Source organism: Nitrosomonas sp. H1_AOB3 (genome assembly GCF_015709435.1).
In the GTDB taxonomy this organism is placed as follows: domain Bacteria; phylum Pseudomonadota; class Gammaproteobacteria; order Burkholderiales; family Nitrosomonadaceae; genus Nitrosomonas; species Nitrosomonas europaea.
Map to the genome: position 1 here is coordinate 2,220,274 of NZ_CP054389.1, position 24,646 is coordinate 2,244,919.

Here is a 24,646-nt window from a genome sequence, read left to right on the forward strand (position 1 = left end):
GACCATGAAGTCCAAAATTTTAGCGGCTAAAAAAACCGCTCTAGCCGTTGCACTCGCAACCGGCTTTATCACCACTACCACCGCCCCTGTGCAAGCTGGTATCCCCGTCATCGACGGCGGCAACCTGGCCCAGAACATCATGACGGCCATCGAGTCGGTGGCGCAGACGCTCAAGCAGATTGAGCAGTACCAGACCCAGTTGCAGCAGTACGAAAATCAGCTCCAGAACACGATGGCCCCAGCCGCGTATATCTGGGATCAGGCGCAGACTACGATCAACCGGCTGATTGCCGCGCAAAACACGCTGGCCTATTACGAGAACCAGCTAGGCAGCCTGGATCGTTACCTGGCCAAGTTTCAGGACGTGGCCTATTACCGCAGCTCGCCATGCTTCAACGGCAGCGGCGGATGCACGCCGGCCGAAAAGGCAGCGATGGAAGAGAACCGCCGCCTGGCGTCAGAGTCGCAAAAGAAGGCCAACGATGCCCTGTTCCAGACCGTTGCCGACCAGCAAAAGGCTTTGAAGGATGACGCCCGTACCCTGGAGCGGCTGCAAGGCGCGGCCCAGGGTGCAACTGGCCAGCTACAGGCCATCGGCTACGCCAACCAGCTCGCCAGCCAGCAGGCCAATCAGCTCTTGCAGATTCGCACCATGTTGACCGCCCAACACAACGCGGAGGCAGCCCGGATTGCAGCAGAACTCGATGCCGAGGCGCGAGGTGATGCCAGGGCCGAGCAAATGCGTACCTGGACGTTTCGCCCGAGTCCGGCAGACAACTACTAGGGAGGCGGTGAGATGAAAAAAATCTTTTTTACTACCGCGGCTACGTTGCTGTTGTTGGCTGGATGTGAACAGGAAAGGATGCCCGAACCAAATGCGGCGACGTGTGCCCCCGATGCGTTCCAGGCAGCACTGAATGAAATGCGCAGCGAAGCGAACCGAGAGGCCTTTACCGAGGAATGCAGAGCATTCCAGAAGGCCAAGCAGATGCGTCAGTGGGAGTTCAAGCCCAGCCCTAAAGATGATTATTGAGGTGGTCGCCATGAGAAAGAAAATTGCTCTAGGTGGCTTGATGATGGTCGCCACAATGGTGCTGGCTGAACCTGCAATGGCGCAGGAGCTAAGTAGCAGCGGTGTTATGAATGATGTGCTCAAGCGTTTTCATGATGCTGCCGCAACATGGGGGCCAGCTATTGAGTCCGCTGCATCGCGTTTGTTCTGGACGCTGGTTGTGATTTCGATGGTCTGGACATTCGGCATGATGGCTTTGCGCAAGGCCGACATTGGCGAGTTCTTCGCGGAGTTCGTTCGCTTCACGATCTTCACCGGCTTTTTCTGGTGGTTGCTGACGAATGCGAACCAGGGCATGAATATCGCCGGTACGATTGTTCAGTCATTGCAAACTCTGGGCGCGCAGGCGGGGGGACTTTCCAATAGCAATCTTGGGCCCTCCAGCATCCTTGATCTTGGTTTCGAGTTATACAACCGCACAGTACAGGCCACCTCGGAGCTGGGATGGCGGCAGATGGCAACTGCTCTGGTCATGGAGCTAATGGCCCTGGCTGTTTTGTTTGTCCTGGCGTTGATTGCGGTCAACCTGTTGCTGTTGCTCGCATCAGCCTGGATTCTGTTGTATGCCGGTGTGTTCTTCCTTGGCTTTGGTGGAAGTCGTTGGACTTCCGACATGGCGATCAATTACTACAAGACCGTGCTGGGCCTGGCCGCACAGCTTATGGCAATGGTGCTTCTGGTTGCGATTGGCAAAGAGTTCATCAATCACTACTACACGCAAATCAGCGAGAACATGGCATCCCAGGAACTGGCCGTGATGTTGGTTATATCGGTCATCTTGCTTTTCTTGGTCAACAAAGTTCCGCCGATGATTTCTGGTCTTGTGTCTGGTGGTGGTATTGGCGCAGCCGGTGGAATTGGAAACTTCGGTGCGGGTGCGGCAGTTGGGGCGGCGGTGACGGCGGCCAGTATGGCAACTGGCGGCGCTGCCCTGGCAGGTAAAGCGGTTATGGGTGCCGCAGCCGGTGCAGCCGGAGGTGCAAGTGCACTCCAAGCGGCTTTTCAGAAAGCATCAGCGAGTATGGAAACCGGCGGTGACATGTCCAGCATGGGGTCAGTTGTCAGCAGTGGCGGAAACGGTGGTGGTGAAGCGGGTACTGCTGGCAGTAGCCCATTCGCCCAAGCGGCTGGCTTTGGTGACAGCGGCAGTAGCTCAAGCGGTGGCGGCTTTGCCAAGGCCGCGAAGCTGGCCACAGGCACGGCCTCCGAGTTAGCCAAGGGTGTCGGCTCTCAAGTGAAGCAGGGATTCCAGGAGCGAGTGAGCGAAACCACAGGCGGAAAACTGGCTGCTTCGATACGCGAAAGCATGGAGCCGAAAGAAGCAAGCCAATCTGGCCAGTTCGAGGGCAATAGCTTGGGCGCCGATTCTGGCCCAGATAGTAACGAAGTCAGGAGTTAGCACGATGACGACATCAACATACATGGCCGCATTGGCGGCCCTGGATGAAGCGCCAAGGGAAGAAGTCAGCCAGGTATTTATTTCGCCGCTGGGTGATCAATCGACCGAGGTCGATGCAGAGACAGAAACAGCCGCTTTTGTATCACGGCCAGACCCTATGAGAGAGAGCGAAACTAAGCCGATAAGTATTGAGGTTAATGGCGGCAGGAATGAGCGGTCAGCATTCGCGGAGGCGGCGGGGCTGTACCTGTAGGCGCACCGGGCTGGCCACAACCAGCCCGGCACTTTCAATCAACACCTACTGGAGAGGTGAATTATGACAACACAACATATTATCGAACCAGGGCAAGCAGTGCATCAAGCAGCGGCTATTCTTTCTTCTTTGGAGTACATCAACCAAGCGGAAGCGCGGAGCCTTGGGCCATTGGCCGAAGCCGTCGCTAATGCTTTTATGGTGGTGTACTACCAAGCTGAAACGGGCCGGGCGACACAGGCTGATTTTCAAGAAGCAATGAACGCCTTGCGCCAAGCGTGCAGCTAATGACGAAAGGGCGGCCACTCGAACTGGCCGCCTTTTTCAATCTTCACTGTTTGGCCATTCCCGACCCACAGACGGCGCATCCATCCATTCGCGTTCCTCCGGCGGCAGCGGGTAAGCCCCGGATGCTTCCGCGTCGGCCAGTAGTTCGGCCAGTGTGTAGCGCACCCGACCAGTGGAAACGGCGCGGGCCGGGTCGGCCTTCTCATGCAGCCTGTTCTCTAGGTTCTTTGGGTCTGTCATCGGGCGACCTCAGCAAGCATGGATACTAGGTGTTCCAGGTCAGTGATCGAATGCGCCAGGAAGCGGCCGGCGCGGCAATCTGCAATCATTTCCTCAGTTTTTTCCTACTCATGTTCAACCTCGTTCGTACCAGCTCTTCGAGCGATTCACCACGCGCACGACCAGCAGCATCACCGGCACTTCGACCAGGACGCCGACCACGGTTGCCAATGCAGCGCCGGAGTGCAGACCGAACAAGCTGATGGCGGCCGCCACGGCCAGCTCGAAGAAGTTGCTGGCACCGATCAGGGCCGAAGGACAGGCGACAGAGTGCTTTTCCCCCGCCCGCTTGTTCAGCCAGTAGGCTAACCCGGAATTGAAGAACACTTGAATCAAGATCGGCACGGCTAGCATGGCGATCACTAACGGCTGCCGGATGATGGCCTCGCCCTGGAAGGCGAACAGTAGAACCAACGTCAGCAGCAGCGCGGCCATCGACCACGGCCCGATCTTCTGCATGGCCCGTTCAAAGGCGGCCTGTCCTTGCTTGAGCAGATGCCGCCGCAAGAGCTGCGCCAGGATCACCGGCACGATGATGTAGAGCACGACCGAAATCAGCAGCGTGTCCCAAGGCACCGAGATCGAGGACATGCCCAGCAGCAGGCCGACGATGGGCGCGAAGGCCACGATCATGATGGCGTCGTTCAGAGCCACTTGCGAGAGCGTGAAAAGCGGGTCGCCGTTGGTAAGGCGGCTCCACACGAACACCATTGCCGTGCAGGGCGCGGCGGCCAGCAAGATCAAGCCCGCGATGTAGCTGTCCAGTTGATCGGCCGGCAGGAACGGAGCGAACACTTGTCGGATGAACAGCCACCCCAGCAGGGCCATCGAGAATGGCTTGACGGCCCAATTCACGAACAGCGTGACGCCGATGCCGCGCCAATGCTCTTTGACCTGGTGCAGCGCCCCGAAGTCGATCTTGACCAGCATCGGGACGATCATTACCCAAATCAGCAGGCCCACCGGCAAATTGACCTGGGCCACTTCCATGCGGCCTATGGCCTGGAACACGTCAGGAAGGCCCTGGCCGAGCGCAACACCGGCGACGATGCACAGGGCCACCCACAGCGTCAGGTAACGCTCGAAGCCGCTCATCGGGGCCTGGCGCGGCTTCGCGGCGATGGCCTGTGCGCCGGCGCTCATGCTTCCTGCTCGGTCTTGCCGATGTTCGCCAGCTCGCGCTTGATGGCCGTCTGGTCAAGCATTTTGAGAGGCAGATTCACGAACAGGCGGACGCGGTTCATCATGTGCCGGAAGGTTTGTTCGAAGGCCCGGCGCTTCTCGGCGTCAGTGCCTTCGACGGCGGCCGGGTCTTCAAATCCCCAATGCGCCGAGATCGGCTGACCAGGCCACACCGGACACATTTCGCCGGCGGCGTTGTCGCAGACGGTGATGATGAAGTCCATCTTCGGTGCGTCGGGCGTGGCGTACTCGTCCCAGCTCTTGCTGCGCAGATTCTCGGTCGGGTAATTCACCGACTCCACCTTTTCGACGGCGAAGGGATTGACCTTGCCGGTTGGGTGACTGCCGGCGCTGTAGGCGCGGAAGCGCCCTTGCCCCATCGTGTTGATGAGAGCTTCGGCCATGATGCTGCGCGCCGAATTGCCGGTGCAGAGGATGAGGACGTTATAGATTCTTTCGGTCATGATGTTTCGCTTTCTGGTAGTGGCTGGGGAGCAATGGCGATGGATGAAAGATCGGTGGCCTCGTCGATGACGTGGCCGGCCGCTTTCCGTTCGGAATAGCGGTCTGTCAGTGCTTCACGGTGCGGCCGTACCAGCGCCGTGAAGCGCACCAGTTCTTCCATCACATCGGCTATTCGGTCGTAGTACGGCGAGGGCTTCATGCGGCCCGCCGCGTCGAACTCTTGGAACGCTTTGGCGATACTCGACTGGTTCGGAATGGTGAACATTCGCATCCAGCGGCCGAGCAGACGCAAGGTGTTCACGGCGTTGAAGCTCTGCGAGCCGCCGGATACCTGCATCACGGCCAGGGTGCGGCCTTGGGTCGGCCGGATGCCGGCCATTTCAAGCGGCAGATGGTCAATCTGCGCCTTCATGACACTGGTAATCTGACCGTGGCGTTCCGGGCTGCACCAGACTTGTCCCTCTGACCACTCGGACAGGGCGCGCAGCTCCTTGACGGCCGGGTGATCGTCGCTTTGCACTTGATCGGGCAACGGCAAATCGGACGGGTCGAAGATGCGTGTTTCTGCGCCAAAGAATTGCAGCAGCCGGGCCGCTTCCTCGACGGCCAGCCGTGAGAACGAGCGGGCGCGCAGCGAGCCATACAGCAGCAGGATACGCACCGGCGGGGCGTCGGGTGCCAGCCCGAGCGCCGGGCGCTCGATGGCAAAGGATTTGTCCAAAGCGGGCAAAGAATCGGGGTCGGAAAGATGGCGAAGTCTCATGCCAACACCTTCCCGGCTTCCGTGGTGCAAGACAGGTTGCACACCTGGCCGCCGCAGCAGTTTTCCGTGAGAAAGGCCACCAGGTTAGTGGCCGTCGAAAAGTTCGCCTCGTAGATCACAAATCGGCCTTCTTGCCGCGACGTGACCATGCCGGCGTGTGCCAGCTCTTTCAGGTGGAAGGATAGCGAAGACGGCGGGATGCCGGCCGCTTCGCTGATTTTTCCGGCGGCCATGCCGGCGGGGCCGGCCTGGACGAGAAGCCGGAACACCGCGAGGCGCGATTCTTGAGCGATGGCCGCCAGGGCGGCTACAGCATTTATCGTTTCCATGTTTCAATAATAGTCGAAATATGGAGTGTGCTCAATAGCTCATTTAAGCTGTAAAAATGAGCTAGGCGCATTTAGATCGATATGTGATAAATTGGCCTGCCAGTTTAAGATGGGTGCATTTGAGTATGCCCAAAGGAGCCCGCAAGTATGCGCAGGACGAAGCCAGTAGCCGCGCCGATGGTGGCGCGGGTCTATCTGCGCGTCAGCACCGACGCGCAGGACTTGGAACGCCAAGAGGCGATCACTACGGCCGCGAAGGCCGCCGGCTACTACGTCGCCGGCATCTACCGTGAGAAGGCATCCGGCGCACGCGCCGACCGGCCTGAGCTGCTGCGCATGATCGGCGACCTACAGCCCGGCGAGGTGGTCATTGCCGAGAAGATCGACCGCATCAGCCGCCTACCTTTGCCCGAGGCCGAGCGCCTGGTGGCCTCGATACAGGCCAAAGGCGCACGCCTGGCCGTCCCTGGCGTGGTCGATCTATCCGACCTGGCGGCCGAGGCCCAGGGCGTCGCCAAGATCGTGCTGGAAGCCGTGCAGATCATGCTTTTTCGCCTGGCCTTGCAGATGGCCCGCGACGACTACGAGGACAGGCGCGAACGCCAGCGCCAAGGCATTGAGTTGGCCCGCCAGGCCGGGCGGTACAAGGGCCGCCGTGCTGATCCGAAGCGCCGCGCCCAAGTTGTCGCGCTGCGCAAGTCCGGCTACAGCATCAACAAGACCGCCGAGCTGGCCGGGTACAGTGCGGCCCAGGTGAAACGGATATGGGCCGAGGTCAGCCAGGCCGAAGCGAAGCAGCACGGCGCGTTCGTGGAGGACGCATTGACGGAAGCCGATGCCCTGGCCGCTGTCGGCCAGGATGAGCGCCAGGAGGAAAGGGCATGAAGAAGCCGAACCAAGACGACGAGCCGTTTTTCATCACCGAGGAGATTGCGGCCGAAATGATCGCCGGCGGCTATGAGTTCGAGCTGCCGCCCATTCCTTGCACCATCCGCCTACGCGACGTGCTGGAGCGCATGACCGATGCTGAGCTAGCATTGCAGCCGGGCGAGATCGCCGACCAGGAGCGTGAACGCTGCCGGCGCAAGCCGTGTTCAACCTCATGATCTGGTCATGGTATTTTTCATGGCACTGAGCCTGATAGTTCTTGCAAATTGTTGTCACTAAAGGGTTTTGTGTGCTTGTTTACAATCGAGTGGGAGTGACGGGCACTGGCTGGCAATGTCTAGCAACGGCAGGCATTTCGGCTGAGGGTAAAAGAACTTTCCGCTAAGCGATAGACTGTATGTAAACACAGTATTGCAAGGACGCGGAACATGCCTCATGTGGCGGCCAGGACGGCCAGCCGGGATCGGGATACTGGTCGTTACCAGAGCCACCGACCCGAGCAAACCCTTCTCTATCAGATCGTTGACGAGTATTACCCGGCATTCGCTGCGCTTATGGCAGAGCAGGGAAAGGAATTGCCGGGCTATGTGCAACGGGAATTTGAAGAATTTCTCCAATGCGGGCGGCTGGAGCATGGCTTTCTACGGGTTCGCTGCGAGTCTTGCCACGCCGAGCACCTGGTCGCTTTCAGCTGTAAGCGTCGCGGTTTCTGCCCGAGCTGTGGGGCGCGGCGGATGGCCGAAAGTGCCGCCTTGCTGGTTGATGAAGTACTGCCTGAACAACCCATGCGTCAGTGGGTGTTGAGCTTCCCGTTTCAGCTGCGTTTCCTGTTTGCCAGCCGGCCCGAGATCATGGGGTGGGTGCTGGGCATCGTTTACCGCGTCATTGCCACGCACCTGGTCAAGAAAGCGGGCCATACCCACCAAGTGGCCAAGACGGGCGCGGTCACCCTGATCCAGCGTTTTGGATCGGCGCTCAATCTGAATGTTCACTTCCACATGCTGTTTCTCGACGGTGTGTATGTCGAGCAATCCCACGGCTCAGCGCGTTTCCGCTGGGTCAAGGCGCCGACCAGCCCAGAGCTCACCCAGCTGACGCACACCATCGCCCACCGGGTGGGTCGCTATCTGGAACGGCAAGGCCTGCTGGAACGGGATGTCGAAAACAGCTATCTGGCCTCGGATGCGGTGGATGACGACCCGATGACACCCCTGCTGGGGCACTCGATCACTTACCGTATCGCTGTCGGTTCACAGGCGGGGCGAAAGGTGTTCACTTTGCAAACTCTGCCGACCAGTGGTGATCCGTTCGGTGACGGGATTGGCAAGGTAGCCGGGTCCAGCCTGCACGCCGGCGTGGCGGCCAGGGCCGATGAACGCAAGAAGCTCGAACGGCTGTGCCGGTACATCAGCCGCCCGGCGGTATCCGAGAAGCGGCTGTCGTTAACACGAGGCGGCAACGTGCGCTACCAGCTCAAGACGCCGTACCGGGACGGCACCACGCACGTCATTTTCGAACCATTGGATTTCATTGCAAGGCTGGCCGCCCTGGTACCGAAGCCCAGAGTCAACCTAACCCGCTTCCACGGGGTGTTCGCACCCAACAGTCGGCACCGGGCGTTGGTCACGCCGGCAAAACGGGGCAGGGGCAACAAGGTCAGGGTGGCTGATGAACCGGCAACACCAGCACAACGGCGAGCGTCGATGACATGGGCGCAACGGCTCAAGCGTGTTTTCAATATCGACATCGAGACCTGCAGCGGCTGCGGCGGCGCCATGAAAGTCATCGCCTGCATTGAAGACCCTATAGTGATCAAGCAGATCCTTGATCACCTGAAGCACAAAGCCGAAACCAGCGGGACCAGGGCGTTACCCGAAAGCCGGGCGCCACCGGCTGAGCTGCTCCTGGGTCTGTTTGACTGACGAGCCTGAAGGCCAACGATACCAATCAAAATGCTGCGTTCACAGCGCCGCGGCAGGGATCCGCCGTGCTGGTTGTCGGAAAAGGAGCCGCTAGTGGGAAAGAGGAGGGTAAATTTTCAGCGTTGCTGGCTCCCCGTCAGCCGGATTGGGTTGCATCGCAGGGGTGTCGAAAGAGTCAACTGCGGTCCAAAGCTGTTGGACTTGGGTGAAAAGGGCGTTTATTCTTCCTATACGTTGTCGGCAGCGGGCCAAAAAGGAATACGTCCATGCCCATCGAGGTGAAACCGGCTGTGAGCGCGGGTTCAAGCATATAGCCCGACAGGCGCGTATCCTTGCCGATCACGACACGATGGCGGTGGTCACCGCGACGAAAGACACGGCCAGCCGCCATGCCGACGCGCAAGGCGGTTTCCGCCGTCATCGCGCCTTCGTTGGCTTTGCCACGAATACCGTCTGTGCCGAAATATTTGCGCACCATAAGGTCGATTATCCTGTCGTCGGGTCGCCCTCAAAGGGGACATGCCTGCTGAACCGCGAATATAGAGAAATATCCCGAATGTGCAGTTAACGAATTCTTGCGGTTTCTTTCAGCGCCGCCAATACCGCCAGCCCGTCGCGCAAGGGGCGCGGCTCGTGTGTGCGGATGAAGTCAGCTCCACCTGCGGCGGCGGCAAGCTCTGCAGCGAGTGTCGCGGCCCCGACATCCCCCGGACCACGGCCTGTGAGCGCGCGCAGAAAGGATTTGCGCGAAACAGACAGAAGCACCGGCAAATCGAAGCGCAGCCGCAATTCATCGAACCGCGCCAGCACCGAGAGCGAGGTTTCGGGAGCAGCCCCCAGAAAAAACCCCATGCCGGGATCAAGGACAAGGCGGTTGCGTTTGATACCGGCACCCGTCAGCGCCGCGATGCGCGCGTCAAAGAACGCCGCAATGTGATCCATGATGTCGCCAGCGGGTGCCTCGCGCCGATCTGCCTGCCCGTCTTGCACCGAATGCATAACGACGAGTTTGGCAGATGATTTCGCCAATTGCGGATAGAACGCAGCGTCTGGAAAACCGCGAATATCATTGAGATAGGCCACACCACGCGACAAGGCATAGGCTTGCGTCGCGGGTTGATAACTGTCGAGCGAGACGGGAATGCCATCTGCCTTGAGCGCGTCCAGCACCGGCGCGATACGCGCGATTTCTGTGTCGGACGAAACAGGCGCGGCGTCGGGATTGCTGGATGCCGGACCGAGGTCGATCACATCTGCCCCCTCGGCCATCAGCTTACGCGCCTGCGCAATGGCTGCGTCTGGCGCCAGATACCGGCCTCCATCGGAGAAACTGTCCGAGGTTATGTTGACGATGCCGAAAATGATGAGCGATTTATTCATGGGGGCTTCTATAATAATAATAATCGAGCATGAGTCTCATACGGATGCTCGGGTCGAAAGGGAATCCCCAGGCGAGTAACCTGTTTGCGGTGATCCATTAGCTGCAGGAGCAGAAGAGCATACATCTGGAAGCAAAGCCAGGAAAGCGGCCTATGGAGCTGTGCGGCAGCGCTCAGTAGGCAATTTTTCAAAATATTGTTAAGCCTTTTCTGAGCATGGTATTTTTCATGGTATTACCAATTAGCAGGAAAATAAGCCATTGAATATAAAAGATAAAAATGTCTTGTTTACAATAGAGTGGGAGTAGGATTGTTCTTTTAAATTATTGATTTATGTAAAATTAGCAATCAATAAACGATATTTATTACATCATCAATGGTGCTTGTTATGGTAGGTGGAGAGCGTGCTATGGCAAGAGTCTCCGATATCATGATCGAGTTCTCCATTCCGCATGATCTTGAGCCCGATGCCGAGGTTACAGCACTTGGAGTCCGGTGTGCGGCGTAAACAGCAAATCCGTTTTTAGATAGAGGATAACCCATGCCTGTTCTGCTTTTCGTTCTCTGGTAGGGTTTGGTAATTTCCTGAGTATGGGGAGCTATGCCAAGTTACAGCCTGAACGAAGACCGCTTGGCTCAGAAAGGACTGGAGAACTGGAACAAACCGTGGAACTGAACCGTCCCGACAATCGAGGAGGCTATTTGGTTAAAGTAAAATATCCATCAATGTCTTATTATCCTGGGTTTGTCGGTAGTTTTCTTCAGCCTGAGCTGGAGGAATATACCCGATAGATCCAAGCAGGCGTTGATGGTTATACCAGGCAACCCATTCCAAAGTTGCCAGCTCCACAGCAGCCCTGGTTTTCCAGGGAGCTCTCCTGTGTATCAGTTCAGCCTTGTACAGGCCATTGATCGTTTCAGCCAGCGCATTATCGTAACTGTCACCGCGACTGCCGACAGACGGTTCAATACCGGCTTGTGCCAGACGTTCGGTATAACGGATCGACACGTATTGCGATCCTCTGTCGGAATGATGAATCAGGGTATCAGCAGGACGGCGATCATACAAAGCCTGCTCCAGCGCATCAAGCACAAAATCCGTACTCATGGTGCTGCTGACACGCCAGCCAACGATGCGGCGGGCAAATACATCGATAACAAAAGCCACGTACAACCAGCCCTGCCAGGTTGATATAGCCTACGTCACATAAAATGATTCGATCTTAAAGAGTTGCTCAACGGTTTGGTTTTGTTGTTTTCTGACTGCTTTGGTTTGTGCCCATTTGTGCTCAATGGGATTAAGGTCAGGTGAATACTCTGGCAGATATTCAAGCGTGTGCCCGCCTCGTGTGATTACATTTTGAATATCCTGTCTTTTATGGAAAGTTGCGTTATCCATGACCACAATCGATGCAGGTGGGAGTTTTGGCAACAGATCGTGTATCGTCCAGCCTAAAAAAGTATCTGCATCGATATTATTTTTGAATAATCCCACCGTCAGAAGACATTTGCCTATCAATGCACCGATGACATTGATACGGCCTCTCGCGTGCCAATTACACTTGCCGTGACACCGTTTACCAATGGGTGCATACCCATGTGTTCGTGGCATATCGTGAGCAAAACCACTTTCGTCAATATAGACGATAACGCGGTTTTGAGCTTGATACGCCTTAATCGCTTCCTGGAAGGTGTGCCGTTTGTCTTCGTCCGCTTTGGGGTGCTGCAGTGTTTTTTTTATAGCTGATGTGCATACGCCGCAGTGCGTGACCGATACCTTTTTCGCTTACACCCAGTCGACGAGCTCGTTCGGCCTGATAGGCGTCTGGAAATTCCCGTACATCATGGGCTAGCGCAGCCATGTCGATCTTCGTTGCCGGTTTGTTACGGCTCTCTTTAGGAACGGGATTTTTTACCCAACGTGTTACGCTGGCAATCCCCACACAAAAACGAGCCGCCGTTTGCGCTATGGTGAGTCCTTCCTTCTCTCGAACAGATAAAACTTTGCGGCGAAATGAAATGGGATAAGTCATCTATAAATTATAATCAATTTATATGAGCTTCGCTATACATAGGTGAAGTCCGAGACCCACAGCTGATTGGGCCGATTGGCATGAAACATCCGGTTGACGAGATCGCGCGGGCAAGTCGCGTTCTGCCGGACAACAGTGGTGCGAATGATTTTGCCCCGTCGGGCACCTTGTAAACCCAGCTGGCGCATCAGACGTTCAACCGTACAACGCGCCACAGTCACACCTTCACGTTGCAATTGATACCAGATCTTGCGTGCACCATAGACTTGCATATTGGCCTGCCAGACACGCCCGATATCAGCCATCAACAACTCATCTCTGCGAGCCCGCGCACTGCGTAATTGTGGATAGCGCTGGCGGGCAGCATGGCGCCAGTACGCTGAAGGGGCAACCTGCAACACCTTGCAGACTGGCTCGACCCCATAGATACTCCGATACTGATCAATGTAAGCGTTTACTTCTTCAGAACGCGGTCGAGCTCCGCCTGGGCGAAAAAAGCACTGGCTGTTTTCAATATCTCATTGGCTCGGCGCAGTTCCCTGTTCTCACGCTCCAACGCCTTGAGGCGATCACGTTCACTGCTTGTCAGACCTTCGCGTGCGCCATTGTTAATTTCGCTACGTTTAACCCATTCCAGCAACGTGGAGGGCACACAGCCAATCTTGGGTGCAATTGATTCAACCGCCGCCCATAGCGATGGATATTCGCCTCGATGTTCCTGTACCAGACGAACAGATCGTTCACGGACTTCAGGGGAAAACTTGTTTTGCTTGTTTTGTTTATTCATGGCTCCATTCTCTCAAAAGTTGGAGCCTCCTCAAAACCCGGGGCGATTCAGAAACCACATCAAGAGGATTCAAGACAACGATCAGACATGGGAGCGCTGGCGCGCCCGTGGCGATCATCAGCTACTACGTGCCAGAGCGATGGAGCTTGATCCGGCGTTTGATCTCACGCAATACGCGATTTTCAACCAGCACCTCGACTGAGGCTGCGTCCCACGCATAACGAGACAGACTCGAAGACATCGACGAGCAGATCAATGCGGGAATGACGCGAGAATACTTCATCGGTACCGTGCTGGTGTCGCCGATTGATCAGAAAAACCATTATGAAGTCATAGATGGCCAGCAGCGCCTGACTACGTTCTTCCTGTTGCTGTGCGCTCTCAAGCATCTGTTTCAGGGTGAGCCGCAGCAGCAAGCCGTCAGTGGCTTGATCTCGACCAGCTACACGGACAACGATGGGGAAACGCGGATCAGCCTGAAGCTGGAGCCGCGCTACGAGAACGCGGGCGAAGTCATCACCAAGCTGGTGGAACTCGACGCCGACCCGCAGGCTGTGCGCGTAGGCATTCAGTCATCGAGCATCGCCAGCTTCGGGTCGCTGGAAAACCTGGTCAATGCCTACGGCACGCTGTACCGATACCTGAAGGACAACTACGACAGCCCGGCCAAGCTGAAGAAATATTGGGGCTACCTGGCGAACGACGTAGTATTCATCCAGATTTCCACGGACGTGAGCAGCGCCCTAAAAATCTTCGAGACGATCAACGAGCGCGGCGTCGGCCTCAACCCGATGGATTTGCTGAAGAATCTGCTGTTCACGCAGGTGGGGCAAGCGCAATTCACCCAGCTCAAGGATGAATGGAAAAAAATCACCAAGCCATTGGAGAAAGGGAAGGAAAAGCCGCTGTTCGACCATTTCGTGATGCAGTTGGAGAACTTTCTCTTCTACTACATCTTCACCAAGATGCCGACCAGAGATCTGGAGCGCAGCTTTTCCCAATGGGCCAATGAACTGCGCGCGATCGCTGACGCTGCCGAATGTAGGTGCCACAACCAATGGCAAGGTATTGACTCCTGATCTATGGGAAGGGCAATCTTGGCTCTATATGGTATTTTTCGTGGTTCGAGCGGTCGGTCTATGATCAATAGACTGATTCAAAAGGATTTTTACTGATTATTGATGATCGAGTGGATCCAGAAGAAATTAGACCACGACAGTCTTATACAGCTACAATAATTGATCTTGATAACGGTACCACCTTACTAACGGTTCATTACGTTTATGAAAAATCCTCTGGAGGGTAGTGTCATACGGCGCGTGATGGTAGGCACTGATCGCTCCGAAACCGCCGACCAGACTGTTCAGTGGGCTGCCGGACTAGCGGACCGCTACGACGCAGAGCTATTCATAGTACAGGTAATAGTACCGAAATATCCATCCGCCACAGAATTCGGTGAATCCGAACAAACGAGTGCTATGGCTGCCAACAATGACCTGGCACACTTTGCGCGGCAGGTTGCCGGAGAACGTGGCCATGCCTTGGTCGTCATTAATGCTGATCCAGCATTGGCGATCGTCCATGCTGCTGAGCAGGAAGCAATCGATGTCCTGGTGGTTGGCAATCTTGGCATGGCAGGTCGAAAAGAATTTTTGCTCGGTAACATACCGAACCGCATCAGTCACAATGCTCACTGTACTGTAATTATTGTAAATGCTGCGCACTCTACCGATGAGCGTGCACCGCACTCGATGCGAGCTTCCCTGTCTAATGATGAAATCCCGTCTTTTAAGCCTCGACTGGTAGCACGCGCTACGCATATCGCGGCCGTGATGGCAAAACATGGGCTCACAGAGCTGTTCAGCCAATCCGACCCAGATATATCCATCCGCCGCCAGCAGGCCAGGCGCTTACGTGGCGCCCTGGAAGAGCTGGGCCCGATATTCTCGAAACTCGGGCAAGTGTTATCAACCCGTCCAGATCTCCTTCCAATCGAATACATCGAAGAGCTTGTACTGTTGCAGTCTCGCGTGCCGCCAATGACTGAGAGCGAGGTTGTCCGAGTCTCTGAACAGGAATTGGGAGTCCCGTGGGAGGATGTATTCAAGTCATTTGACCCAAAGCCCCTCGCCGCCGGCACAATCGCTCAGGTTCATCGTGCGGTACTCGAAACCGGTGATCGGGTCGTAGTCAAGGTTCAGCGACCCACTGCTCGTGCTGATATCGAACAGGATCTCGCTCTGCTCGAAATGTTTGCGGAAAAAGTCGGGAAACGTCCTGCGCTCAATCAGGTGATCGATATGGAAGCGGTATTCAAACACCTTTCCACCTCGCTTCATCGTGAACTCGACTTTCGCCAGGAGGCTGACAACATCGAACGGATGCGGGGAGTACTCGCAAGCTATGATCGCCTTGCCGTACCCAGCGTACACTCGGATCTGTCCACATCCCGATTACTGGTGATGGAAGAAATCCAGGGCATTCCGATCAAGCAGGCGCCAGCCGGTCCAGAGCGTATCCAGGCCGCTCGCCAACTGTTGGAGAGCTACTACAAACAGATCATCGTCGATGGTTTCTTCCATGCCGACCCTCACCCAGGCAACCTGATGTGGTGGAAGGACTGCATTTATTTTCTCGATTTCGGAATGGTTGGCGCGGTAGGAGCCGATCTTCGCGAGCATCTTTTGTTAATGCTGATGGCTCTGTGGCAGGAAGATGCCGGGTTTCTCACCGATGTCACATTGATGATGACGAACGCTGTCAATAGCAACGATTTCGATGTGGCTCAATTCCAAAGCGAGATCGGGGAGGTGATGGCAAAATATCGAGCCGCCTCGCTTGCCGAGATGCAGATCGGGCCGCTTCTGCAAGAAATGAGCACCGTCTCGTTACGACACGGGGTGCCGCTGCCGGCTTCGCTCACGCTTGCCACCAAAGCACTTGCGCAGGTACAGCTGGCGACTGCTGAGCTTGATCCGACGCTCGATCCTTACGACGTGGCAGGCAAGTACTTGATGCGTTTGATGGTCAAACGCATGGGTGCCGCGCTCAATCCAAAAACATTCGTGTATCAATCGCAGAAATTGAAAGTACGGGCCTTGCGCGTAATCGAGGCAGTCGAAAACCTCGTCGGCGCCCGCCCTGGCGGTCCAAAGCCCGTGGTGAACTTCAAGGCCACTTCGCTGGAGGACATTGTGCGTCACACGGGACGACGGCTGGCACTCGGTCTGACTGCTGCGGCAAGTGTCCTGGCCAGCGGACTCACGACCATGTCTACGGCTGTTGCCGAGTGGGTACCAGTAACATTCGGGGCTGTTGCAGGTCTGCTGACCCTTGGCCTGGTTATCGATCTGCTGCGAGGACGTTAAAGATAAAAACAGTTTTACGATGCAGAGTTGTTCCGCGCCGAAAATTTTCCACTGCGCTTGATCGAACGTAATACAACCCTCTCGATCAGATAGGCGATGATCATCATTACCATACCTAATAGCCAGCGTTCCATTTTTCGAGTCAAAGACCCTTTAGAAATCGTTCTCATGGAAACATTATTCATCATAGGTCTGTTATCAATTGAAGAATTACGATCCGCAATGAATAACTCTCTGCGCTTAACGCTATGCATAACAGGCCAGCCGGATACTCACCATCGGCGTTGCCATGATGAATGATCGTGTATCAGCATGGCTGGATAGCCTTGATCTCAGTGTATATCACGAGTCGTTTGAGCACAATGCGATCACTTGGGATGTCCTGCCCGAGCTGAATGAAGACGATCTGGAGGCGCTGGGTGTCTTACTGGGGCATCGGAAAATACTCTTGCGTGCAATCGCGCAATTGTCACAGAACACTGCAAGTCCAGGCCCGGGATCTATACTCGCTGGCGTTATTCCGGAAGAACAATCATTCCCTCTCGAACGAAATCAGGCAGAACGTCGCCAGTTAACAGTGATGTTTTGCGATCTTGTGGATTCGACAGCACTATCCTGCCGACTGGACCCTGAAGACCTTCAGGATGTGATCCGGCAATTTTTAGTTGCCTGCAGCCAGGCGATTGGCCGACTCAATGGCTATGTCGCAAAATATATGGGAGATGGGATACTGGCTTATTTTGGGTACCCTCATGCTCACGAAAATGATGCGGAACGAGCCGTACATGCCGGCCTCGCTATTCTGGATACAGTGAAGGTATTTAATCTGAACAATCCCCATCCACAGCTTAGTATTGCTGCCCGAATCGGGATCGCTACCGGTCAAGTCGTAGTCGGTGAACTAATGGGGCAGGACACTGCCAAGGAACGGTCAGTGTTCGGTGAAACGCCGAATCTCGCCGCCCGCCTCCAGGCACTGGCTAAACCCGGTCAATTGATCATCGATCTGGCGACAAAACGGCTTGTCGGAAATGAATTCGAGTTCTCGGATCTTGGTGCTTCCTCGCTGAAAGGATTCGATACACCTGTCCACGCCTGGCAAGTTCTGAGTATCAAGCCATCAGCCAGCCGATTTGAATCCTATCGATCCGGCCAGTTAACCAAATTCGTAGGCAGAGAACAGGAAATTTCACTCCTGTTGGGCCGCTGGCGCGAGGCCGTCGGCGGCGAAGGACAGGTCTTGCTCCTAAGCGGTGAAGCCGGTATCGGAAAATCGAGAATCGCCTGTAGCTTGCGTGACCACCTTGCAGATGAACGACACCAGGTAATTCAATTTCAATGTTCACCGTACCACATTAATACAGCGCTCTATCCGGCGATCAATTTTTTGCGACAGGCAGCAGGATTCGCAAATCAGGACAGCGCCGAGACACAACTGAACAAGCTCGATGCCATGGCCGCCGAAAGCGGGATTGATGATCCGAAGACAGTTTCATTGCTGGCCGATCTGCTCTTGATCCGGGGAGATCATCGCTACCCGCCGCTCAATGTGTCATCCGAAAAACGCAAGGACATGACGCTGGAAGCGCTCGTGCAACATCTGCAAAAGCTGGCTGGTCATTGCCCCCTGTTGTTCATTGTGGAAGATGCCCATTGGCTTGATCCGACTACGCTGGAACTCATAACACGAATCATTGGCCATATCCGGCATATGCGCATGTTGCTGCTAATCACATCTCGACCCGGCTTCAAGCCGGTATGGGCGGAATATAGTTACGTGACGTCTCTGACACTCTGTCGGCTTCCACGCCGGCATAGTGCTGAGCTCATTACGACGATGGCAGGAGGAAAAGTGCTTCCACCCGAAGTACAGCAGGCAATTCTGGCCAAGGCTGATGGCATACCTCTCTATATCGAGACGTTGACGGAAAATGTGCTTGGATCAGGGCTGCTGACTGAGGAAAACGATTCATTTACTTTGCAGGGTCCAGTAAAGAAATTGCCCATTCCGGACAGTCTGCAAGCCTTGCTCATGGAACGGGTGGATCGGTTAGGACCAGCCAGGGAAATTGTCCAGGCCGGTGCAGCAATAGGACGTGAATTCACCTACGAGCTGCTGCAGGCCACTGTTGAAGTGCCGGACAGCGAGTTGAAGGATGCACTTGATCTGTTCGTCGCTTCTGGGCTCGTTCTGCAAGAGGGTGAAATCCCTCTTGCGACATACTACTTCAAGCATGCACTGGTCCAGGAAGCTGCCTACAGCATGCTGCCCAGGAAACTCCGGCGAGCACTTCATGCCCGCATTGCCAAAGCTCTGGAGAGCCAGTTCTCCGAACGGGTAAGCATGGAACCGGAGCTCCTGGCCTATCACTATGAACAGGCCGGATTAGCCAGTCCGGCCGTTGAGTATTACCATCGTGCGGCTCGTTGCGATGTGGAACGATCAGCCAGTATTGAAGCGCTCGCCCATTTTAATCGGGCGCTCGAGTTGCTAAAGGAGCTGCCGCAAGGCCCGAAGCGAAATGCCCTGGAGTTGGAGCTCCTGATTGCACGCGGCGTCCCGTTGCTGTCCGTCAAAGGCTATGCATCCGATGAAATGGAACACAATTATCGAAGAGCGAAGGATTTGTTACAGGAGCACAGCAGTTTCGTACATCAGTTCCGAGCCATTCGGGGATTATGGGTCTTTCATCTGGTCAGAGGGCAACTCGCCAATGCGCGCGGCCTGGCCGAAGATCTCCTTGCGCTGGCTCACCGCGAGCAAAGCCCGGAGCTACTGATTGAAGCTCACCATGCTTTGGGTGCGACCTATTTCTACCTTGGCCGGTTTGATGAAACCAGAACCCATCTGTTCGCCGCAAAATCCCTGGATGATTCGAATCAACAGCGCTCACGGATCTTCTTCTACGGCCAGGATTCCGGAATAACCGCGCGGATTCTGCTGGCCAGGACATTATGGATATTGGGTGAAGTCGATCAAGCTGAAACGCTGGCGCTGGAGACGATGGGCATGGCGAGAGAGTTGGAGCACCCATTCACTCGTGTTTTTACTCTCATTTTCCTTGCCTGGATCTATTCCGGTGCCCACAATGCGGAGAAAACGCTGGAAATCACCAATGAAGCGATCGCAATTTCAACACAATACTCATTTGAATTGGGGTTGGCGTGGGCGACCGCCTCGCAAGGCTGGGCGTTGGCCGACACCGAGCAAGAGGAAGGTATCGCCAAGTTAATTGACGGGCTTTCCGCCACCCGGGCCACAGGAGCGCGTATCCACGACACTTGTACCTTGGCGTTGCTGGCGGAAGTTTATTTGCGTAGAAATAGAATTGACGAAGGCCTGGCTGCCATTGAGGAAGCGCAGAAGCTTGCTGTCACTGGGGGAGCATTATTCTGGCAAGCGGAATTGTTTCGACTGAAAGGCGAACTGCTGCAGGAACAGTCCGGCGAATCAGTCCAGGAAGCAGAAGAGTGTTTGTGTGAAGCCTTAAAGATTGCGCAGGATCAGCATGCAACAATGCTTGAACTTCGAGCCGCCACGAGCCTAGCTAAGCTTTGGAGAAAACTCAATAAAGCGGATGATGCCAAACGCATCTTAAATGCTGTGTACTCCAGATTCAACGAATGCGTCGACAACCTCGACTTGATCGAAGCGAAAACAGTTCTTGAACAACTTGGTGTATGAAATCGCTGCTGGAGCTGGAGCACCAAGAAGAATTCCTACCCGGTTGGTCTGCAACAAAACTGAAAATCAGTTAATAATGAAATAAAACATGCCTAAAAAACCACAACAACAGGCTCTATACACATCTATAGCGAAGCTCAGATAGATTGATTATAATTTACAGATGACTTATCCCATTTCATTTCGCCGCAAAGTTTTATCTGTTCGAGAGAAGGAAGGACTCACCATAGTGCAAACGGCAGCCCGTTTTTGTGTAGGAATTGCCAGCGTGACACGCTGGATAAAAAATCCTGTTCCTCAGGAGACCCGTAACAAACCGGCAACGAAGATCGACATGGCTGCGCTGGCTCGTGATGTACGGGAATTTCCAGACGCCTATCAGGCCGAACGGGCTCGTCGACTGGGTGTGAGCGAAAAAGGTATCGGCCACGCACTAAGGCGTATGAACATCAGCTATAAAAAAAACACTGCAGCATCCCAAAGCGGACGAAGACGAACGGCGCATCTTCCAGGAGACGATTAAAGCGTATCAAGCTCAAAACCGTGTCATCGTCTATATTGATGAAAGTGGTTTTGCTCACGATATGCCACGAACACACGGGTACGCGCCCATTGGCAAGCGATGTCATGGAGTGTGTGATTGGCACGCAAGAGGCCGTGTCAATGTCATCGGCGCATTAATCGATAAATGTCTGCTGACGGTGGGATTGTTCGAAAGCAATATCGATGCAGATACTTTTTTCGGCTGGACGATACACGATCTGTTGCCAAAACTCCCGCCAGCGTCAGTCGTGGTCATGGATAACGCGACCTTTCACAAGAGGCTGGATATTCAAAATGCAATCACACAAGCCGGACATACGCTTGAATATCTGCCAGTGTATTCACCTGACCTTAATCCTATTGAGCACAAATGGGCTCAAACCAAAGCAATCAGAAAACAACAAAACAAAACCGTCGAGCAACTCTTTAAAATCAAATCATTTTATGTGACGTAGGCTATATCATCATTCCCTCATCGTTTCCATATATTGTGTGTGCAGATGCCGGAGCAGGACGAGCAAAATTGCGCTGATCGGCAGTGCCAGCAAAATCCCGATAAAGCCAAACAGTTGACCAAAAGCGAGTAATGCAAAAATCACCGCTACCGGATGCAGACCGATACGTTCTCCCACCAACCGGGGGGTAATCAGCATGCTTTCCAGCAGTTGTCCTGATCCTACCACTACCCAGACTGCGATTACGCTACTCCATTCCTGAAATTGTGTGATGGCTGCAAAGGTTGCCAGTGCAAGCCCGGTAATGGTTCCCAGATAGGGTACGAATACCAGAATCCCGGACATCAGTCCGATCGGCAAGGCAAATTCCAGTTTGACCAGCCATAACCCCGTTACGTAGTAGATGCTCATGATGGTGATGACCGCTGTTTCCCCACGCATGAATTCAGCCAGTACATCATCGGTTTCCTTGGCCAGGGTAAATACCTGTTTTTGCCAGACAGGTGGAATCAGCTCACCCATTTGCCTGATCAGGTTATTCCAGTCGCGCAACAAGTAAAACAATACAACCGGCACCAGCACCAGATTCATCAGGAACGTGAGGAGGATCAGGCCACCGCTTTTCAGCGAAGGCAGCATTTGCGCAGCCACGCCCCCGGCACTTTTCCAGTGCTCTGTCAGCATCTGTTTGAGCGAGGCAATATCGATCTGAAGCTCGACATTAAAATTATCTTCCAGCCAGGGAATAAACTGGCTCTTCACCAGATCGAGAAAAGACGGGATTCTCTCGACCAGCCGTGAAACTTCTTTTTCGAACAATGGAAACAGAATCAGCGCCATGGCGATAAATATTCCCATGGTCATGAGCATCACGAAGATCGTGCTCAGGGTTCTGGGAATTTTTCTGGCTTCGAGCCAGGTAACCAACGGATTACAGATATAGGCAATGACGGCCGCCAATAAAAAAGGAGTCAGAATGGGACTGAGCAGATAGATCAGCGCACTGACCACACCAATGACTGTCAGGTACCAGAAGAGACGGGAATCCGGGGAATATTTGTCGTTCATTTACGGTAAAATCATGCCTCAAAAGCTGCACTCTAGCCTTAACACTGTGAGAACTCAACTTGACTGCGTCCAACCCTGCAAACCCTGATAAAAACCCGATTTCCTACCGTTCATCCGGTGTTGATATCGATGCCGGAAATCGTCTGGTGGAAAGGATCAAACCATTTGCACGGCGCACCATGCGTCCGGAGGCACTGGGGGGTATCGGCGGATTCGGGGCATTATTCGAAGTACCTGGAAAATACCGGCAGCCGGTGCTGGTATCGGGCACGGATGGCGTAGGCACCAAACTCAAGTTGGCTTTCCAGTATGCGCGGCATGCAACCATTGGTATCGATCTGGTTGCGATGAGTGTGAACGATATTCTGGTACAGGGTGCTGAGCCACTGTTTTTTCTGGACTATTTCGCCTGTGGCAAACTGGATGTGGAAATCGCCACCCAAGTGGTTCAGGGAATTGCACGCGGCTGTGAAGATGCCGGTTGTGCGCTGATTGGAGGTGAAACGGCAGAGATGCCTGGTATGTACCCCGAAGGAGAATATGATCTTGCAGGCTTTGCTGTCGGCGTGGTGGAAAAAGATCGGATCATCGATGGTTCCGGCATCAGAGAGAACGATATCGTACTGGGAATCGCCTCGAGCGGTCCGCATTCCAACGGGTTCTCACTGATTCGTAAAATTCTTGATCTGAATACAGTGCAATCCGACACTCGTCTTGGTGAAACCAGTCTTATCGATGCGCTTCTGACACCGACCCGTATTTATGTGAAATCCCTGCTGACGTTGATGGCAGAATTGCCCGTCAAGGGATTGGCGCATATTACCGGTGGCGGATTACTGGAAAACATTCCGCGTGTTCTGCCCGACGACGTCATGGCCCATATCGACAGCAGCACCTGGGTGCGCCCTCCCCTGTTCGACTGGTTGCAACAACATGGCAACGTGGCCAAGGAAGAAATGCTGCGTGTTTTCAATTGCGGCATCGGCATGGTCGTGGTCGTTGCTCCGGAACACGCTCAAACTGCCATCGAAATTTTGCACAACGCGGGCGAAACCGTATGGCAGATCGGCGAAATCAGACCTCGTCAATCCGAAACACCCCCCATCGTCATTGCCTGAAAGAAGGCGCCATGAAATCAGTAGTCATCCTTATTTCCGGTCGCGGCAGTAACATGCAGGCAATACTGGAAGCCGGATTGCCGATCGCCGCGGTGATCAGTAATAATCCAGCGGCAGAAGGATTGATGTTTGCTCAGACCCGTGGTATCCCGACTCAGGTAATCGATCATCGTACGTTTCCAGACCGGAAAGCGTTTGATGCCGCGCTGGCAGAAACCATCGATACCTATCAACCTGATCTGGTCGTCCTGGCCGGTTTCATGCGTATTCTGTCGGAAGCATTTGTAGATCATTACCAGGGCAGGCTGGTCAACATCCACCCTTCCCTGTTGCCGGCATTTTCCGGGCTTGATACGCATACACGCGCACTGCAGGAAGGGGTCAAAATCCACGGCTGCACGGTTCATTTCGTTACATCGCAACTGGATCACGGCCCCATTATCGCCCAGGCTGCCATACCGGTGTTGACTGATGATACCCCGGCAACGCTTGCCGCGAGAGTACTCGCTCAGGAACATCGTATTTACCCGCAGGCCGTGCGCTGGTTTCTGCAAGGGCAATTGACTCTGGTGGAAAACCGTGTCGAAATCGCGATAACCAGTGACAGTCAGGAGGTTTTATATTCACCCGGGATCGAGCCATGAAACTGCTGTTATCCATCGCTCTGTTTTTCTTGGTGGGCGTGGTCGCCCAGGCAGAAAATTTACCTGAACGCATTGATATCGAATATGCCCTCAATGGCAGTATCGGGCAAGGCAAAGCACACGAAATACTGCGCGTGCGGCAGGAAAATGATATCCAACACTACACCATCGATAGCGAAGCTTCAGCCAGCGGCATTCTAAAATTGATCAAGCGTGGCAGTATTCATCGCCACAGCGAGGGTACGATCATTCCGCACATGGGAATGAGACCATTGCGGTTTACAGATCAGCGTGGTGAAAAACCGGCACGTGAAGTTGAATTCGACTGGAGCAGGCAGCACATCATTTATCGCCGCAAAGGCCAGGAGATGACGGAAAACCTGCCGAGTGGAACACTCGATGAATTAAGCCTGGCCTATCACTTCGTGTTCACTGCCCCTCCCAGGCAGATACTGGTTGTGCATGAGACCGATTATCGCACTCTGCAAACAACCCGTTACACCGTTACCCGGGAAATGCTGGATACACCAATAGGCAAACTTGCCACGATCGTACTTACAAAGCAGCGAGAACAGAATGATCCATTCAAAAAGAAAATCTGGCTCGCAGCGGATCATCACCTGCTGCCGGTACGCATTATTTCTACCGAAAAACACGGACTGGAAGTCGATCAGATCGTCACAAAAATCAACTATTCACCGCTGGTAAATTCTTCCCGGTGACCCC

The 24,646-nt window shown here is 54.6% G+C and carries 26 protein-coding genes, 2 pseudogenes and 1 other annotated feature; of the genes and pseudogenes, 16 read left to right on the forward strand and 12 right to left on the reverse strand.

The window, feature by feature from the left end; genetic code table 11:
* Window positions 1-4: 4 nt before the first annotated feature.
* From trbJ to HRU73_RS10415, 5 genes are all read left to right on the forward strand, one after another.
* Complete coding sequence (gene trbJ / locus HRU73_RS10395) at window positions 5-784, forward strand: P-type conjugative transfer protein TrbJ (protein WP_000836966.1); 780 nt, start codon at window positions 5-7, stop codon at window positions 782-784.
* Between the two features lie 12 nt (window positions 785-796).
* Window positions 797-1,033 carry an entry exclusion lipoprotein TrbK gene (gene trbK, locus HRU73_RS10400; protein ID WP_000718002.1) on the forward strand — a complete coding sequence of 79 codons (237 nt, stop codon included), beginning with the start codon at window positions 797-799 and terminating at the stop codon, window positions 1,031-1,033.
* Window positions 1,034-1,043: 10 nt separating this feature from the next.
* Window positions 1,044-2,471, forward strand: a complete 1,428-nt coding sequence (trbL, locus tag HRU73_RS10405; protein WP_001405816.1) for a P-type conjugative transfer protein TrbL — start codon at window positions 1,044-1,046, stop codon at window positions 2,469-2,471.
* A 4-nt stretch (window positions 2,472-2,475) separates the two neighbouring features.
* Window positions 2,476-2,724 (forward strand): hypothetical protein, encoded by a 249-nt coding sequence (locus tag HRU73_RS10410; protein ID WP_000213809.1) that lies wholly within the window; start codon window positions 2,476-2,478, stop codon window positions 2,722-2,724.
* Window positions 2,725-2,787: 63 nt separating this feature from the next.
* The gene (locus tag HRU73_RS10415) at window positions 2,788-3,012 is read left to right on the forward strand and encodes a type I toxin-antitoxin system ptaRNA1 family toxin (protein ID WP_000211355.1); all 225 of its coding nucleotides are present in this window, start codon (window positions 2,788-2,790) and stop codon (window positions 3,010-3,012) included.
* A 36-nt stretch (window positions 3,013-3,048) separates the two neighbouring features.
* Here the strand turns inward: HRU73_RS10415 and HRU73_RS10420 are convergent, their stop codons facing one another.
* The 5 genes from HRU73_RS10420 to HRU73_RS10440 form a co-directional block, all read right to left on the reverse strand.
* Window positions 3,049-3,252, reverse strand: coding sequence for a hypothetical protein (locus HRU73_RS10420; protein WP_000131871.1), 204 nt, complete (start codon window positions 3,250-3,252; stop codon window positions 3,049-3,051).
* 114 nt (window positions 3,253-3,366) lie between these two features.
* Window positions 3,367-4,386 (reverse strand): ACR3 family arsenite efflux transporter, encoded by a 1,020-nt coding sequence (arsB, locus tag HRU73_RS10425; RefSeq protein WP_005015323.1) that lies wholly within the window; start codon window positions 4,384-4,386, stop codon window positions 3,367-3,369.
* A gap of 44 nt (window positions 4,387-4,430) precedes the next feature.
* Window positions 4,431-4,937: an arsenate reductase ArsC gene (locus HRU73_RS10430; RefSeq protein WP_000140066.1), complete on the reverse strand. Its 507-nt coding sequence runs from the start codon at window positions 4,935-4,937 to the stop codon at window positions 4,431-4,433.
* The gene (gene arsH, locus HRU73_RS10435; protein WP_001239389.1) at window positions 4,934-5,701 is read right to left on the reverse strand and encodes an arsenical resistance protein ArsH; all 768 of its coding nucleotides are present in this window, start codon (window positions 5,699-5,701) and stop codon (window positions 4,934-4,936) included. The genes HRU73_RS10430 and arsH overlap by 4 nt, the downstream gene beginning before the upstream one ends.
* On the reverse strand, window positions 5,698-6,030 hold the full coding sequence (locus HRU73_RS10440) for an ArsR/SmtB family transcription factor (RefSeq protein WP_000447876.1): 333 nt from the start codon (window positions 6,028-6,030) through the stop codon (window positions 5,698-5,700). Before HRU73_RS10440 ends, arsH begins: the two co-directional genes overlap by 4 nt.
* A gap of 147 nt (window positions 6,031-6,177) precedes the next feature.
* Between HRU73_RS10440 and HRU73_RS10445 the strand changes: the two genes are divergently transcribed.
* The 3 genes from HRU73_RS10445 (at window position 6,178) to HRU73_RS10455 (ending at window position 8,840) form a co-directional block, all read left to right on the forward strand.
* Window positions 6,178-6,915 (forward strand): recombinase family protein, encoded by a 738-nt coding sequence (locus tag HRU73_RS10445; protein WP_001366550.1) that lies wholly within the window; start codon window positions 6,178-6,180, stop codon window positions 6,913-6,915.
* The gene (locus tag HRU73_RS10450; protein ID WP_000743213.1) at window positions 6,912-7,136 is read left to right on the forward strand and encodes a hypothetical protein; all 225 of its coding nucleotides are present in this window, start codon (window positions 6,912-6,914) and stop codon (window positions 7,134-7,136) included. The genes HRU73_RS10445 and HRU73_RS10450 overlap by 4 nt, the downstream gene beginning before the upstream one ends.
* A gap of 210 nt (window positions 7,137-7,346) precedes the next feature.
* The gene (locus HRU73_RS10455; protein WP_001120888.1) at window positions 7,347-8,840 is read left to right on the forward strand and encodes an IS91-like element ISCR2 family transposase; all 1,494 of its coding nucleotides are present in this window, start codon (window positions 7,347-7,349) and stop codon (window positions 8,838-8,840) included.
* Between the two features lie 175 nt (window positions 8,841-9,015).
* On the opposite strand, the gene HRU73_RS10460 is transcribed toward HRU73_RS10455, so the two are convergent.
* The 6 genes and pseudogenes from HRU73_RS10460 to HRU73_RS10485 form a co-directional block, all read right to left on the reverse strand.
* Entirely contained in the window at window positions 9,016-9,318 is a 303-nt protein-coding gene (locus tag HRU73_RS10460) for a phosphoglucosamine mutase (RefSeq protein WP_000251875.1), read from the reverse strand.
* An 86-nt stretch (window positions 9,319-9,404) separates the two neighbouring features.
* Window positions 9,405-10,220: a sulfonamide-resistant dihydropteroate synthase Sul2 gene (sul2, locus tag HRU73_RS10465; RefSeq protein ID WP_001043260.1), complete on the reverse strand. Its 816-nt coding sequence runs from the start codon at window positions 10,218-10,220 to the stop codon at window positions 9,405-9,407.
* Window positions 10,221-10,925: 705 nt separating this feature from the next.
* Window positions 10,926-11,414 (reverse strand): annotated as a pseudogene (locus HRU73_RS10470) (IS3 family transposase); the annotation flags it as partial.
* A gap of 3 nt (window positions 11,415-11,417) precedes the next feature.
* Window positions 11,418-11,960 carry an IS630 family transposase gene (locus HRU73_RS10475; RefSeq protein ID WP_353765135.1) on the reverse strand — a complete coding sequence of 181 codons (543 nt, stop codon included), beginning with the start codon at window positions 11,958-11,960 and terminating at the stop codon, window positions 11,418-11,420.
* The gene (locus HRU73_RS10480) at window positions 11,893-12,252 is read right to left on the reverse strand and encodes an IS630 transposase-related protein (RefSeq protein WP_287398649.1); all 360 of its coding nucleotides are present in this window, start codon (window positions 12,250-12,252) and stop codon (window positions 11,893-11,895) included. The genes HRU73_RS10475 and HRU73_RS10480 overlap by 68 nt, the downstream gene beginning before the upstream one ends.
* 35 nt (window positions 12,253-12,287) lie before the next feature.
* A pseudogene (locus HRU73_RS10485) lies at window positions 12,288-13,039 on the reverse strand (IS3 family transposase); the annotation flags it as partial.
* Window positions 12,636-12,752, reverse strand: a sequence feature (AL1L pseudoknot). It overlaps the preceding pseudogene by 117 nt.
* 239 nt (window positions 13,040-13,278) lie before the next feature.
* On the opposite strand from HRU73_RS10485, the gene HRU73_RS10490 reads away from it, so the two are divergent.
* The 5 genes from HRU73_RS10490 to HRU73_RS10510 all read left to right on the forward strand — a co-directional run bounded on the left by HRU73_RS10490 (window position 13,279) and on the right by HRU73_RS10510 (window position 21,090).
* Window positions 13,279-14,118 carry a DUF262 domain-containing protein gene (locus tag HRU73_RS10490; RefSeq protein ID WP_287400067.1) on the forward strand — a complete coding sequence of 280 codons (840 nt, stop codon included), beginning with the start codon at window positions 13,279-13,281 and terminating at the stop codon, window positions 14,116-14,118.
* Window positions 14,119-14,322: 204 nt separating this feature from the next.
* Window positions 14,323-16,407 (forward strand): AarF/UbiB family protein, encoded by a 2,085-nt coding sequence (locus HRU73_RS10495; protein ID WP_287398650.1) that lies wholly within the window; start codon window positions 14,323-14,325, stop codon window positions 16,405-16,407.
* Between the two features lie 289 nt (window positions 16,408-16,696).
* Entirely contained in the window at window positions 16,697-20,092 is a 3,396-nt protein-coding gene (locus HRU73_RS10500; protein WP_287398651.1) for an ATP-binding protein, read from the forward strand.
* Window positions 20,093-20,255: 163 nt separating this feature from the next.
* Window positions 20,256-20,615, forward strand: a complete 360-nt coding sequence (locus HRU73_RS10505) for an IS630 transposase-related protein (RefSeq protein ID WP_281871569.1) — start codon at window positions 20,256-20,258, stop codon at window positions 20,613-20,615.
* Window positions 20,596-21,090 (forward strand): transposase, encoded by a 495-nt coding sequence (locus HRU73_RS10510; protein ID WP_287400070.1) that lies wholly within the window; start codon window positions 20,596-20,598, stop codon window positions 21,088-21,090. Before HRU73_RS10505 ends, HRU73_RS10510 begins: the two co-directional genes overlap by 20 nt.
* Window positions 21,091-21,099: 9 nt before the next feature.
* Here the strand turns inward: HRU73_RS10510 and HRU73_RS10515 are convergent, their stop codons facing one another.
* Window positions 21,100-22,158, reverse strand: coding sequence for an AI-2E family transporter (locus HRU73_RS10515; RefSeq protein ID WP_287398652.1), 1,059 nt, complete (start codon window positions 22,156-22,158; stop codon window positions 21,100-21,102).
* Window positions 22,159-22,217: 59 nt separating this feature from the next.
* Here HRU73_RS10515 and purM point away from each other — a divergent pair, with 59 nt between their 5' ends.
* From purM to HRU73_RS10530, 3 genes are read left to right on the forward strand one after another with little or no spacing between them, the layout of a single operon-like run.
* Window positions 22,218-23,276: a phosphoribosylformylglycinamidine cyclo-ligase gene (gene purM, locus HRU73_RS10520; protein WP_287398653.1), complete on the forward strand. Its 1,059-nt coding sequence runs from the start codon at window positions 22,218-22,220 to the stop codon at window positions 23,274-23,276.
* A gap of 11 nt (window positions 23,277-23,287) precedes the next feature.
* The gene (gene purN, locus HRU73_RS10525; protein WP_287398654.1) at window positions 23,288-23,920 is read left to right on the forward strand and encodes a phosphoribosylglycinamide formyltransferase; all 633 of its coding nucleotides are present in this window, start codon (window positions 23,288-23,290) and stop codon (window positions 23,918-23,920) included.
* Window positions 23,917-24,642 carry a DUF3108 domain-containing protein gene (locus tag HRU73_RS10530; RefSeq protein WP_287398656.1) on the forward strand — a complete coding sequence of 242 codons (726 nt, stop codon included), beginning with the start codon at window positions 23,917-23,919 and terminating at the stop codon, window positions 24,640-24,642. The genes purN and HRU73_RS10530 overlap by 4 nt, the downstream gene beginning before the upstream one ends.
* Window positions 24,643-24,646: the final 4 nt, after the last annotated feature.

Excerpts from the sequence above, each read along its gene's own strand:
- HRU73_RS10430 (WP_000140066.1), bottom strand. The coding sequence starts at position 4,937 with ATGACCGAAAGAATCTATAACGTCCTCATCCTCTGCACCGGCAATTCG.
- arsB (WP_005015323.1), bottom strand. The coding sequence starts at position 4,386 with ATGAGCGGCTTCGAGCGTTACCTGACGCTGTGGGTGGCCCTGTGCATC.
- HRU73_RS10480 (WP_287398649.1), bottom strand. The coding sequence starts at position 12,252 with ATGACTTATCCCATTTCATTTCGCCGCAAAGTTTTATCTGTTCGAGAG.
- HRU73_RS10515 (WP_287398652.1), bottom strand. The coding sequence starts at position 22,158 with ATGAACGACAAATATTCCCCGGATTCCCGTCTCTTCTGGTACCTGACA.
- HRU73_RS10415 (WP_000211355.1), top strand. The coding sequence starts at position 2,788 with ATGACAACACAACATATTATCGAACCAGGGCAAGCAGTGCATCAAGCA.
- HRU73_RS10455 (WP_001120888.1), top strand. The coding sequence starts at position 7,347 with ATGCCTCATGTGGCGGCCAGGACGGCCAGCCGGGATCGGGATACTGGT.
- HRU73_RS10500 (WP_287398651.1), top strand. The coding sequence starts at position 16,697 with ATGATGAATGATCGTGTATCAGCATGGCTGGATAGCCTTGATCTCAGT.
- purN (WP_287398654.1), top strand. The coding sequence starts at position 23,288 with ATGAAATCAGTAGTCATCCTTATTTCCGGTCGCGGCAGTAACATGCAG.
- HRU73_RS10450 (WP_000743213.1), top strand. The coding sequence starts at position 6,912 with ATGAAGAAGCCGAACCAAGACGACGAGCCGTTTTTCATCACCGAGGAG.
- trbK (WP_000718002.1), top strand. The coding sequence starts at position 797 with ATGAAAAAAATCTTTTTTACTACCGCGGCTACGTTGCTGTTGTTGGCT.
- trbJ (WP_000836966.1), top strand. The coding sequence starts at position 5 with ATGAAGTCCAAAATTTTAGCGGCTAAAAAAACCGCTCTAGCCGTTGCA.
- HRU73_RS10445 (WP_001366550.1), top strand. The coding sequence starts at position 6,178 with ATGCGCAGGACGAAGCCAGTAGCCGCGCCGATGGTGGCGCGGGTCTAT.
- HRU73_RS10530 (WP_287398656.1), top strand. The coding sequence starts at position 23,917 with ATGAAACTGCTGTTATCCATCGCTCTGTTTTTCTTGGTGGGCGTGGTC.
- HRU73_RS10420 (WP_000131871.1), bottom strand. The coding sequence starts at position 3,252 with ATGACAGACCCAAAGAACCTAGAGAACAGGCTGCATGAGAAGGCCGAC.
- HRU73_RS10505 (WP_281871569.1), top strand. The coding sequence starts at position 20,256 with ATGACTTATCCCATTTCATTTCGCCGCAAAGTTTTATCTGTTCGAGAG.
- arsH (WP_001239389.1), bottom strand. The coding sequence starts at position 5,701 with ATGAGACTTCGCCATCTTTCCGACCCCGATTCTTTGCCCGCTTTGGAC.
- trbL (WP_001405816.1), top strand. The coding sequence starts at position 1,044 with ATGAGAAAGAAAATTGCTCTAGGTGGCTTGATGATGGTCGCCACAATG.
- HRU73_RS10410 (WP_000213809.1), top strand. The coding sequence starts at position 2,476 with ATGACGACATCAACATACATGGCCGCATTGGCGGCCCTGGATGAAGCG.
- HRU73_RS10460 (WP_000251875.1), bottom strand. The coding sequence starts at position 9,318 with ATGGTGCGCAAATATTTCGGCACAGACGGTATTCGTGGCAAAGCCAAC.
- HRU73_RS10495 (WP_287398650.1), top strand. The coding sequence starts at position 14,323 with ATGAAAAATCCTCTGGAGGGTAGTGTCATACGGCGCGTGATGGTAGGC.
- sul2 (WP_001043260.1), bottom strand. The coding sequence starts at position 10,220 with ATGAATAAATCGCTCATCATTTTCGGCATCGTCAACATAACCTCGGAC.
- HRU73_RS10440 (WP_000447876.1), bottom strand. The coding sequence starts at position 6,030 with ATGGAAACGATAAATGCTGTAGCCGCCCTGGCGGCCATCGCTCAAGAA.